The sequence below is a fragment of the Bremerella sp. P1 genome (assembly GCF_028748185.1).
In the GTDB taxonomy this organism is placed as follows: domain Bacteria; phylum Planctomycetota; class Planctomycetia; order Pirellulales; family Pirellulaceae; genus Bremerella.
This window is the reverse complement of the sequence record NZ_CP118164.1, coordinates 4539584-4551551: the sequence shown is the minus strand read 5'-3', so window position 1 is coordinate 4551551 and position 11968 is coordinate 4539584. Positions and strand designations below refer to the sequence as shown.

The window sequence follows — 11968 nt, the reverse complement described above, 5'->3', positions numbered from 1 at the left end:
GAAAAGAAAACCTCATGTTGATCCGGCTGATTTTTCTTCGCTTACAAATCAATTCCAGTGAAGAGCCATGCTAAACATGGCATATCACATAAGAGTTCTACTAATTCCATTTAGTACGGCATAAATAGCACTAATCGATACACAATCGGTTTGCGATGCAGGCGATCGCCGAGCCAGCTTCACCTTCCGCGCATGCCCATCAGGAGATGCAACGCCGCCTGTCTTCGCAATAGGCAGGTCTTTAAAAACTCAGTCTTAACAAAGTTGACATGAACCAAGAGTGCGCCATGCCGCATCGGACAACTTTGTTAACATCCGGTACGAAATCCATCATATGGCAATAGTAAGCTCGTTATTCTTCTGGCGCGACCAGCTGATCAATGAGATCTTGAACATCCCAGTGGTCGCGTACCTGGATAATCTGCCCTTGTTCAACGACGGCGAATGAACTCCCGTTGACCTTCACCCATCGCCCCGTTGCGTCGATTCCGGCGAACGGGCCGACGTGCTTTTTGGTCACGCTCCAATAGGTCACCGCCTGATTTCCGTCGCATACGACATAGTCAACCACGATGGTCAGTGGGTTGAACGCTTGCAGCACCGAACCGACACGCTGATGAATTGCTTCGCGACCTTGGGCCGTATTCCCCTCGGCCAAGAGCTCGACGTTCTCGTGCATCAGTTCATCGATCACGTTCATATCGCGCTGGTTGTAGACCTCTTCAAACCAACGCCGCATCAATGCCTCGAGTTCATTCTTGTTCGATTCCTGACGCAGGACGTCCGACAAGGTGAACTGGGACTCGACTAGCATGTCGTAGGTTTGGAAGACATCACTGGCCGTGCGAAAGTCGACCGGACCACCTCGTTCCAGTTTTCGAATCAAGCGGTCGGAGTAGCCTGACTTGCTCGACGCTTCCTCCTGCGTCAAACCACAGGCTTGTCGCAACTGGCGAAACTTATCGCCGTGTACACGAACCCCGCGTGAACTCACCATCTTGCTGCCTTCCGAGATCTGTCCACTTCGCCAACCACGCTGATCACGCTCAGGGCATTTTACTCCCTAGATGGAGTGGTATTCGCCCTGGTGGTATCGGTTTTTTGGTTGTTGCCCCGTTTTCGTCCGTGTCGCGGCGGCGTTTTTGCCACCTCGTCTTTGTGAGAGGACCACCGCATAGAGTACATGATTCAGGAAAGTTGAAACGGGTTCACCTTCCAAGGAAAATCGGTATGTCCTTGGGACACTTCATTTTGCAACTCATGCCCAAGCGAGTGTACGAAATAGTCAAGCAATTTACGATGCAAAATATGCCGTTTTTGCGCGGCAGATTCCCATAGAAATGCGGGTAGTAAAGTGGTAAGAATGATATTTCGGAATATCAGCATTCCCACCCCCCACCGCAATTCCCCCCTCCCCTTGCCTCCGCTGCTGGTGCATATGCCGGCAGTGCCCGCCTTTACCCTTGGCTTGGTGCCTGATGCCGAAGATTTCGAATCGAATCTGTTCGCTGCTTTTAGCGCTGTGCGCGGCCGCTTTGTTGGTTCCCCTCATGGGTATTGCCAGCGCAGAACCTACGACCACCGACGCCGGTGGCGAACCTCTCACTCTGACCGAGCTCAAAAGCACAGGACTCGAGCGATCACGCTTTCACGCCCACCTCGCGGGTGAAAAGCCGTCGGCGAGCGATGACCAGCCTCCCCAGGCCGATTTGGAAACATTCCAATCAAAGATCCAACCACTGCTCAAGCAGTACTGCTACGATTGCCACGGCCCAGACACGATGGAAGGGAATGTGCAGGTCTCGGCACTCAACCCGGACCTGCTGAGAGGCAGCGATACCGACTGGTGGACCGAAGTTTTCGCGGCCGTCACCAAGGGCGAGATGCCACCGCCGGATGACTATGAAATGGGAGACGCTGAGCGCCGCCAGATCGTCAATTGGCTGTCCGGCCAGTTGGAAGCGGCTTCCGCCCTGCGTCGCCAATCAGGCTCGCACTCGGCCTTCCGCCGCCTGACGCGATATGAATACAACTATGCTCTGCAGGACTTGCTTGGCTTGCCCTGGGACTTTGCCAAAGACCTTCCGCCCGAACCCCATTCTGAAGAAGGCTTCGAGAACAGCTCGGAGCTGCTCCATCTATCCGTGTCCCAGTTCGAGACCTACCATCGCCTGGCCCGCGAAGCCCTTGATCGCGCAACGGTATCCGGCGATCGTCCTAAGCCACTGTACTGGGGTATCGCAATGGAGTCCGCTGCCCAGCGTGAATGGAAGCAGCAAGACTCGCAGCTCGCTAAGAAGAAAAAGGAACTCGCCGAACAACCAGAGAAGCTAGAAGCCGAACTGGCAAAACTCGAAGAGAACTTTCGCAAACCACACGGTAACGCCTACTACAAACAGCTCTCGACAGGACGCACGGCACCCGCCACGTGGAACTACCGCGGAGCATCCTACGCGTTTGCTCCGACCGACACGAAGCCGGAGTTTCCGGAAAGCTTCGACTGCGTCGCGATCCTGCCGCAGTCTCGACGACAGAATCTGATTGTCGAACTGGGCAATCGCTTGCCGGACGAAGGCACGATGCGCGTGACCGTCAGGGCTTCTCGTGTTAGTACGGATAGCCCTGGTCATCCGAGCTTGCAGCTACTATTCGGCTGGCAGGCAAGCAATGAAGGACGAGCGCTGCTCCGCGTTAGCGACGAAGACATTCCCGTCACCGCGACGTCCGACGAGCCCCAGTTGATTCAGTGGGAAGTTCCCCTGGGTGAAATCTACCCACGAAACTCCGTCCGCAAGACATCCAAAATGGGAGCGATCCCAAGTCCGTCTGAATACATCCGCATCGCCAACAGTGCCGCTTCGTCCGGCGATGTCCAAATCGACTACGTCGTCGTCGAGGCTCCTGTCTACACTCAATGGCCACCGGCTTCGCATACCAACATCTTCTTCGCCAGCGAGCACTCCGGCGATGAAGTCGCCTATGCCCGCGAGATCTTGCAGCGTTTCATGTCGCGTGCCTGGCGACGCATCCCTTCGCAGGAAGAAGTCGATCGCAAGCTCAAACTCTTCCAAGTGATGCGGCCCCAGTGCGATCGCTTCGAGGACGCCGTGCTCGAGGTGTTGGCCACCATACTCGCCTCACCTCAGTTTTTATACGTGGCCAAGTCTTCGCCGGCCGACGATGCCCAGCCATCGAAGATTGACAACTACGGCCTGGCATCGCGTCTGGCCCTATTCCTGTGGTGCAGCCTGCCTGATGACGAGCTACTAGCCTTGGCCGAAAGTGGCCAACTGGCCGACGATAAGGTGCTGGCCGCCCAGGTCGATCGCATGCTTAACGATCCCCGCAGCAGCCGACTTTCCGAGCACTTCGTGCATCAGTGGTTGAACCTCGAACTGCTAGGATTCGTCAACTTCAAGCAGCTCGATCCGCTGCTCAAAGAGGCGATGCAGCACGAGCCGATTGCCTTGTTCGATGAAATCCTCGATCAGAATTCCAGCGTCCTCGACTTCCTGCATTCCGATTACACGATGGTCAACCAGCGTCTTGCTCAGCACTACCGACTGCCGGATGTGTATGGCAATCACTTCCGCCGCGTTGAGCTGAAGGATGACTTCCGCCAAGGGGGCTTGCTCACGCAGGCCGGGGTCTTGGCGATGAACTCGGACTACCCCGACTCGCATCCGTTGAAGCGGGCCATCTGGCTATTGGAATGCCTGCTGGCCGATCCGCCGCCACCGCCACCACCGGCCGTGCCGCAGATTGACCTAGCCGATCCTGAGATCGCGAAGATGACCCTCAAGGAACGCATCGAGGATCATCGCAACCACGCCGCGTGCAAGTCGTGCCATGTGAAGATCGACCCATGGGGGATCGCCTTCGAGAACTACGACGCGTTGGGCAAGTGGCGTGACAACATCCGCGGCAAACCGGTCGATGCTTCCAGTCAATTGTTCAACGGGGAAACGCTGGACGGCATGGATGGCCTGAAACGCTTCCTGCTGGAAAACCGCCAAGATCAATTCATGCAAGCCACGGTCCAGAAGCTGGCCACGTTCGCCCTGGGGCGTCCGCTTCGCTTCGAGGACCGAGCCGAAGTCGAAGCCATCACCGCCCAGGTTCGCCAGGATGGGGATGGACTTCGCACCACGATCCACGCCATCGTCCAAAGTGATTTGTTCAAGACACAGTAGTCACGCAAACACCGTAAGCAAGCCTCGCAGGCGGCTGGCCGCTTGCCCAAACCGATGCTGAAAGTAACGAAACATGGGATTGAATTTTCGTAGCCTTGATCGAAGACGATTCTTACGCGGAAGCGGCGTCGCGCTGGCGTTGCCGCTGTTTGGTTCGCTGCTTCCCTCCTCGGCGTTTGGCGAAGCGAAGCCAGCCAATCCCAAACGCCTGGGCTGCTTCTACTTCCCCGATGGCGTTCCCATGCCGCTGCCGGAAGATCCGTCGTACCAGGAATGGGCTTGGTTTCCGCACGGCGATGGCAATGAGTTCACCTTCACCAATTGCATGAAGCCGCTCGAGTCGCTCAAGTCGGAGCTGACCGTCCTCTCTGGCTTTTCGCACCCTCTTTCGCGTGACACTCACGGACACAACAACGCCGATCAGTTTCTGACTGCGGCGCCGACCGGGGGCGGCGATCGCGAATACGCCAACACCATCTCGCTCGACCAGGAATACGTGAAGTATGTCGGCGACCACACTCGGATCGCGTCGCTGGTCATGTCGACCGATGGCGGGACAGGCACCGCTCGCGGTACGCATACGATTTCGTTCGACCGCAACGGACGCCCGATCCCTGCGGAACACCGCCCTAAGCAAATCTTCGACATGCTGTTCGTGAAGCGAAACGGCGACTCGGCACGTCGGTTGGCTCTCAGCCAGAGTGCCCTCGACGAGATGCTGGCCGATGCCAACTCGCTGAAAAAGTCCCTCTCGACGCACGATCGACACCGCCTAGAGGAATACCTCGACTCCGTCCGCCAGGCCGAAGTCAAAGTCGAAAAAGCGAAGCAGTGGCTCAACGTGCCCCTTCCGACCGTCGATGGCGACCAGCTGAATTTAGAGCTGACCACCGATCAGCCGCGTGAGTATTTGCAGACGATGTTCGATCTGATCTATCTCGCGTTCAAGACCGACTCGACGCGGGTAGCCACGTATCAAATCGGTCGTGAAAACGGCGTCGGCCGCAGTGATCACCTAGCCCGAGCCGTGGGCTTCAACCTGGCCCATCAGCTATCACATGAAACGAAGAACCCTGATGGCTGGAAGAACTTCGGCATCTACTGCCAGTTCCTCAACGAAGAGTTCGGACGCTTCCTCACGAAGCTGAAAGACACACCGGAACCGGCCGGCACCGGAAGTATGCTCGACAATACCCTGCTGCTGATGGGCTCGGCCTCGAGTGCTTTCCACCTGTCTCGCAACTACCCACTGATCCTCGCGGGCGGTAAGCAGATGGGCTTCAAGCACGGCCAGTACATCAACCACGCTGGGATGAACTTCCAAGGTGGTCCTTGGCTGGGTAAAGGCGAGCCATGGCAAGACAAGGCCAAGGGAGAGGATATTCCGCTTTCCAACTTGTTCGCCACCATGCTCCAGCGACTGGGCACTGGTGCCGAGTCGTTTGCCGATAGCACCGGCACGATCGCGAACATCTAGTCCGCGATCCGGTACAACGCTTTTTCGGTTCGCAGCAGGATGTCGTTATCGATGACGCCCAGGCTGGACAACGCACGTTCAGCCAAGTCGTTTTCCGCGACCGCTTCATATTCGTTGCCTGGCTTCACCACGGTCGACTTGCCGGCTTCGTCCAGCAGGTAGATCACACCGTCGGCATAAAGCAGCGACGACGAGAAGTTCCCACCGACGCGTTCTCGCCAAACGACCTCGCCTGTCAATCCATCCAGGCAGGTCAGAATTCCATTGTCCGAGATCATGTAGATCGACGTGCCCACCGAAAGCAGCGAAGGATTCAGCGGTACGTTGCGGTCGATAGTGAACGCGATATGCGAATCGGTAACATCTCCCTCGCCATCCGGGCGAACGGCGATCAGCGTCGCGCGGTCGTAACCGGTACACACGTAGACCAAGCCGTTAGCAAAAATAGGCCGCGGCACGACCGAGTACCCTTTGCCGTACCCTGCCCGCCAGATCTCTTTCCCATCGCTCGGATCAACCGCCATCACCACGCCGCTGCCTGCTGAGATGAGCTGTGTCTTACCGTCGACCTCGATCAATAGCGGCGTGCTAAAAGAAAAGTACTTGGGGATGTCCTCCACGTTGCGTTCGGTCTTCCAGGCAAGCTCACCGGTCGCTTTATCGAGGGCAATGACCGCCTGCATGTCGGCGCCGTCAATACTGAAGATCAGGTGATCTCCCCAGATAACGGGCGAACCACCATTGCCATGCGTGGGCCGGTAGCTCAGCTCCTGGGTGCTCCACACGATTGAGCCATCCTTCTGGCGCAAACAAGCGGTGCCCATATGACCGAAGTGAACGTAAACCAGTTCCCCTTCCAGGTAGGGCGTGGGGCTGGCATGGCTGTTCTTACCATGGATCCGCGGAGCCGTTTCGCCATCCTGCAGGAAGACTTCGACATCCCAGAGGATCTTTCCCGTGTCGGCATCCAGGCACAACGTGCGAAGCGACTGGTCCGCCTTCTTCTCTTCACTCTGCGGGACGGCGGTTGTCAGGAAGATTCGGTTGCCAGCCACGACCGGCGACGACCAACCCAGCCCGGGCACTTCCTGCCGCCAAGCGATGTTCTTCTCCGGTCCCCACTCTTTGGGAAGGGTTGCGGTAGCAGCAATCCCCTGCCCTGTTGGACCACGGAACTGAAACCAGTTGGACTGTGCGGTGGCCTGACCGGCAAGCTGCGAACTGCCCAGTAGTACCAATATCAGCATCAAGAGCGAACGATTGCATCGCAACGAAGGGAAACAGATCATGCGGCTGGTATTCATAGCAAGTAGATAGTCGGGGTAGGTCGGAGCGAGGGATGGTGAAGGAGCCTTACTAATTTAACTGAGAGCGCAAGCGAATGACACATGATTTTGGTGCGAAGGGCAAACTGGTTTCCCATAGCGCATTCACGAGCAACCACCTTCCGTTCCCTCTCCACCGTTTGCGGGGAAGAGAATTTGCGTGAGGTGGTATCTCGCCTGTTAACGGCGCATGCGCGAACGGGGTTCCGTTCCGTGCGGAACATCTTCTGCCGATGCAGGGTAAGGGTCGCTCTAGAAACCCTCACCCTAGCCCTCTTCCTGCGAGGGAGAGGGGACCGGACTATTATGGAGGCTCGCGTCCTTTCGCGATCTTGGTCACAGGTGCCATCGTCACGTTGTCATAGGCGTGGCTTCCGGTCTGATGATCACCGGTCCGAAACACTTCCTGTGCGGTTGCCGTCTCGGCAGTTTGACCAGGACCAACGCACGGCCCCGATTGGCTTAAGCGTTTCTTTAGCAGCTTCTTCAGGCGATTGATCTCGCTCCCTTGCCGGTCGAGGACCTTGAGGTGAAACGAGACCCACGCCAGCGCGCGATCCAACTCGTTGGCAGTCGGCACGCGCAGCCCGTCGATCAACTCGCCGGTGAAACATTCCCCCTTGGGCCTCTTGGGACGCTTCGGCCTTAGCGGTCGATGCGACTGCGGGAGGGATGGTGACGGCGACGGTTCGACCGTAACCGCTTGGGTTGGCTTGGTAAGAGAAGCTCGCGCCTCCTCGGCCGGCTCTAGCAGGGAAGGTTCTTCCTGGGCCGGCGACTGGTTGACCTGCGACTCCTGTGGTGATGGATCGACCGCAATCACCAGCTGGCCGACGACATCGGCTGGCACTTCCACCAGCACCCCGCAGGCCGAGCACACGAAGTACTTGTCAGCGCGCACGACAACCTGCGGCTTGCGCTCGGTCGAGAGCTTGCCGCTGTGTTCGGGTTGTTCGTGGGATGATGACATGGTGATGCTCGTTAAAATTGGGAATCGGATGCACCCCGGAGCGAGATGATTCCGAGGACCGTACGAGCAATATATGGGGTAAGCGCTACAGCAAGATAGTGCGCGCGGATTTATTTTTGGAGCCATTTTAGAAGCCTCGATCCGGGCATTTCGTTCGAGCCCAAGGATTGACTTGGCTTCTGGGCGATGATTGAATGGATATTCAATTGAAAGAAGACTCACTTGGGTGAAATGCGATGAAACCTGCACTCAACATTCTGGACCAGCACGATGGCGAGGAGATCTCGTGTGCCAGCGTGCTGAAAGTCCTGGCGGACGAAACGCGACTGGCAGTGGTCGAGCAACTGCTGGGCGGTCCGAAGACCGTTTCGGAAATCAACGAGCAGCTTCATGTCGAGCCAACATTGTTGTCGCATCACCTGAAAGCCCTGCGGGATGCTCAGCTGGTGATCGGCAAGCGGGAGGGACGCTACGTTTCCTATTCGCTCGCCCAAGCACTGCTCAACCGTCGCAAAGGACGCGCGATCGACCTGGGCTGCTGCACGATTTCCTTTTCGTAGGTTTTGCTTCATGACGCGCGTCACCGTATTGATCGTTTCCCTGCTTGTTGCGCTGCCCCTGGCCGGATGCAGCGGCGCAACCCGCGCCGAGCCAAGCTTCGAAGAGGGTGGCGTCCTGCGCGGCAAGCTTTTGCTAACAGGCTCGAGCACGGTGGCTCCCCTGGTCACCGAGATTGCCAAGCGCTACGAGCAGCTGCATCCACAGGTTCGCATCGACGTACAGACGGGCGGCTCCAGCAAGGGGATCGCCGACGCGCGACTTGGCACGGCCGATGTGGGTATGGCAAGTCGTGGACTCAAGCCTGACGAAGCGGATCTAATCGCCCACCAAATCGCTGCCGATGGCGTGGGGTTGATTGTTCACGCCGACAATCCGGTTGGTGAACTGACCACGGAGCAGATCCTGGGTATCTACACCAACAAGATTAACAACTGGAAAGAAGTGGGCGGTGAAGACCAAGAGATCATCGTCGTTCATAAAGCGGAAGGCCGGGCGACGCTCGAAGTCTTTCTGCAGCACTTTGGCGTGGACAACCCGGCGGTGACCCCGGACGTGATCGTGGGCGAGAACCAGCACGCCATCAAGACAGTTGCCGGTTCGCCTGGGGCCATCGGATACGTATCGATTGGTACGGCGGAAGCCGATATCGAAGCCGGGATACCGATTCGATTGCTGCCGCTGGGTGGTGTGGCGGCAAGCACTTCAAATGTGGCCAGCGGTGCCTTTCCCATGAGCCGTCCCTTGAACGTGGTTACGACCACCTCCCCCACTCCCCTGGCGACGCAGTTTATTCAATACTGCCAGTCGCCCGACGTCCACGACCTGGTGAAGTCGCAGTACTTTGTGCCGACAGCAAGTGAGACGGATGCCCAGAAGTGACCAGCTGCTCAAGATCGTTTGCCGCACGCTGGCGATCGGCTCGGCCGCGGTCGTGCTCCTGATATTCTGCTTCCTCCTGCGTGAGTCGTGGCCGGCGATCGCATCGCTGGGGGTCGTTCGTTTCTTTACTGACGAAAGTTGGCATGCCCAGTCAGGCCAGTTCAATCTCACACCGATGATCGTGGCGACGGTTATCACGAGCCTGGGAGCGATCATTCTGGCAGCACCGCTGGGGATTGCCTCGGCGGTGTTCGTTCAGTTCTATGCTCCCCCGGCGCTGGCCACTTGGCATCGGCGACTGGTGGAGCTTCTGGCCGGCATCCCTTCAGTCGTCTTTGGGTTGTGGGGATTGGTCGTTCTGGCTCCACTAGTGGCCTCGCTGGGCGGAAGCGGACAGAACCTGTTGACCGCCTCGATCATTCTCGGGCTGATGATCTTGCCCACCATCGCTCTGCTGACCGATAGTGCGATCGGTTCCGTGCCGCGAACATGGATTCAAGGCGCAGCCGCACTGGGCCTGCAGCGATCGGCCGTCGTGGGCAAGGTCGTCTTACCGGCTGCCGGCCGTGGTATCGGGGCGGCGTTAGTCTTGGCAATAACCCGCGCTTTGGGCGAGACGATGGCGGTCCTGATGGTGGCAGGCAATGTCGCCACAATGCCGACTTCGCTGCTGTCGCCAGGACGAACACTCAATGCGAACATTGCCTTGGAACTCGGGTATGCGACGGCCGATCATCGGTCGGTGCTGTTTGTCAGTGGCTTGATGTTGATGCTGATCGTCAGCGTCCTGGTGATTGCCGCTTCTCGCAGCGGAGGATCGTCCCATGCAAAAGGGTGACTCCTCCGCGTCTGCCAGAAACGAGCTTCATCATCACTGGCGTGAAATCGCGGTGACCGTCGTCGTCTGGCTGGCCGCCGGGCTGGCAATGGCGATTCTGGTGTGGATCCTGGCCGATATTGCCATCCGCGGAATCTCCCAAGTCGATCTTAGCTTCCTGACCCAAGACGTGCAGGATGCCGGACTGGCCGGCGGGATTGCCCCGATCCTTCTCTCGACGACGCTACTTCTCGCGGTGACTATGTTGATTGCGATTCCCCTTTCCCTGGCCACCGCTCTCGAATTGACCGAAGGCGTGGTAGAAGATCGTTGGCTAGCGCGGAACGTCCGCCGCTGCCTCGACATCCTGGCCGGCGTTCCCTCGATTGTGTTTGGCTTGTTCGGCAATGCCCTGTTCGTTGTTACGCTGGGGCTCGGTTATTCGATTCTCTCGGGCAGTTTGACGCTGGCCTGCATGATTCTGCCGCTGATGATTCGCACGTTCGAGCAAGCCATTTCCGCGGTCCCTCACGAATACCGCCAGGCCGCAGCGGCACTGGGCCTTGGACGCACGGCTACCCTGGCACAGGTGGTCTTGCCGGCAGCCGCCCCGGCGCTGGTGGCCGGCATCGTGCTGAGTGTCGGGCGAGCGCTAGCAGAGACGGCTGCGTTGATCTTTACGGCTGGCTATGTCGCGAGAACGCCTGAGTCGTTGCTCGATTCTGGTCGCACGATGAGCGTGCACATTTACGACATGGCAATGAACGTTCCCGGTGGCGGATCGCGGGCCTACGCCACGGCCTGCGTTTTGGTCATCCTACTGCTGGCCATCAACGTCAGTATTGCCTGGCTGCTGCGCATGACCGGTCTATCGAGCCAGACGAAATCGGGAGGCGGCCAATGATCTCGACCGAGAACCTCTCGATCTCGTATCACGGTCGCACCGTCCTACGCAACGTGACCATCGAAGCGCAACCAGGAAAGGTCCTGGCGTTGGTCGGACCTTCCGGCTGCGGCAAGAGCAGCTTCCTGGCCGCGCTGAACCGCATGACCGAGATCACCCCAGGAGCGAACGTCGAAGGGCAGATCCGCTTCGACGGCCAGCCGATCGACCAGGCGTTTGCTTCTTCGGTTCAACTACGCCAGAACGTAGGGATGATCTTCCAGAAGCCCAACCCGTTTCCGATGTCGATCCGACGGAATATCGAGTTAGCACTCAGGGAGCACGGCCAGCGCAATCGAGTCGCCCTACAGCAGATCACCGAGACGGTCCTCAAAGAGGTAGGCTTATGGGAGGAAGTGCACGATCGGATGGATCATTCGGCGCTGGAGCTTTCCGGCGGCCAACAGCAGCGGCTGTGCATTGCCCGAGCCTTGGCCCTTAAGCCCAAAGTGATGCTGATGGATGAACCGTGCAGCGCGCTCGATCCGATTTCCGCCGAACGAGTCGAGCAGTTGATTCAGTCGCTACGGGGCGACTACACGGTCATCATCGTGACCCACAACCTGGCCCAGGCCCGCCGGCTGGCCGACCAGTTGGCCGTCTTCTGGGTACGCGATGGGGTCGGTGAGATCATCGAGCAGGGTGAGACCGAACAGCTGTTCGCTTGCCCTTCGAGTGAGATCGTGAATGCCTACCTTTCAGGTAGAAAAGGCTAACGCAAGCTGCGAGAAACTGGCTAAGCACTCATCGCCAGAAAAATCTTTTTTTCTGTAACCGGGCCTCTTTCTTTGGTAAATACCGGT

General features: G+C 58.1%; 10 protein-coding genes. 7 read left to right on the top strand and 3 right to left on the bottom strand.

The window, feature by feature from the left end:
• Positions 1 to 352 precede the first annotated feature (352 nt).
• Positions 353 to 997, bottom strand: a complete 645-nt coding sequence (locus PSR63_RS19140) for an ester cyclase (RefSeq protein WP_274327285.1) — start codon at positions 995 to 997, stop codon at positions 353 to 355.
• Between the two features lie 481 nt (positions 998 to 1478).
• Here PSR63_RS19140 and PSR63_RS19135 point away from each other — a divergent pair, with 481 nt between their 5' ends.
• On the top strand, positions 1479 to 4193 hold the full coding sequence (locus tag PSR63_RS19135; RefSeq protein ID WP_274327284.1) for a DUF1592 domain-containing protein: 2715 nt from the start codon (positions 1479 to 1481) through the stop codon (positions 4191 to 4193).
• Between the two features lie 73 nt (positions 4194 to 4266).
• Positions 4267 to 5670, top strand: coding sequence for a DUF1552 domain-containing protein (locus PSR63_RS19130; protein ID WP_274327283.1), 1404 nt, complete (start codon positions 4267 to 4269; stop codon positions 5668 to 5670).
• Here PSR63_RS19130 and PSR63_RS19125 read toward each other — a convergent pair.
• On the bottom strand, positions 5667 to 6917 hold the full coding sequence (locus tag PSR63_RS19125; protein ID WP_274327282.1) for a PQQ-binding-like beta-propeller repeat protein: 1251 nt from the start codon (positions 6915 to 6917) through the stop codon (positions 5667 to 5669). The two genes, PSR63_RS19130 and PSR63_RS19125, sit on opposite strands and share 4 nt — an antisense overlap.
• 382 nt (positions 6918 to 7299) lie before the next feature.
• Entirely contained in the window at positions 7300 to 7965 is a 666-nt protein-coding gene (locus PSR63_RS19120; protein WP_274327281.1) for a hypothetical protein, read from the bottom strand.
• Between the two features lie 236 nt (positions 7966 to 8201).
• Here PSR63_RS19120 and PSR63_RS19115 point away from each other — a divergent pair, with 236 nt between their 5' ends.
• The 5 genes from PSR63_RS19115 to PSR63_RS19095 are packed head-to-tail and all read left to right on the top strand — an operon-like array spanning position 8202 to position 11881.
• Entirely contained in the window at positions 8202 to 8525 is a 324-nt protein-coding gene (locus PSR63_RS19115) for an ArsR/SmtB family transcription factor (protein WP_274327280.1), read from the top strand.
• A 10-nt stretch (positions 8526 to 8535) separates the two neighbouring features.
• Entirely contained in the window at positions 8536 to 9405 is an 870-nt protein-coding gene (locus PSR63_RS19110; RefSeq protein WP_274327279.1) for a phosphate ABC transporter substrate-binding protein, read from the top strand.
• Complete coding sequence (gene pstC / locus PSR63_RS19105) at positions 9392 to 10243, top strand: phosphate ABC transporter permease subunit PstC (protein WP_274327278.1); 852 nt, start codon at positions 9392 to 9394, stop codon at positions 10241 to 10243. The genes PSR63_RS19110 and pstC overlap by 14 nt, the downstream gene beginning before the upstream one ends.
• A complete protein-coding gene (gene pstA / locus PSR63_RS19100; RefSeq protein ID WP_274327277.1) occupies positions 10230 to 11126 on the top strand; it encodes a phosphate ABC transporter permease PstA in 897 nt (298 codons plus the stop codon). Before pstC ends, pstA begins: the two co-directional genes overlap by 14 nt.
• Entirely contained in the window at positions 11123 to 11881 is a 759-nt protein-coding gene (locus tag PSR63_RS19095) for a phosphate ABC transporter ATP-binding protein (RefSeq protein ID WP_274327276.1), read from the top strand. The genes pstA and PSR63_RS19095 overlap by 4 nt, the downstream gene beginning before the upstream one ends.
• The last annotated feature ends 87 nt before the right edge of the window (positions 11882 to 11968 follow it).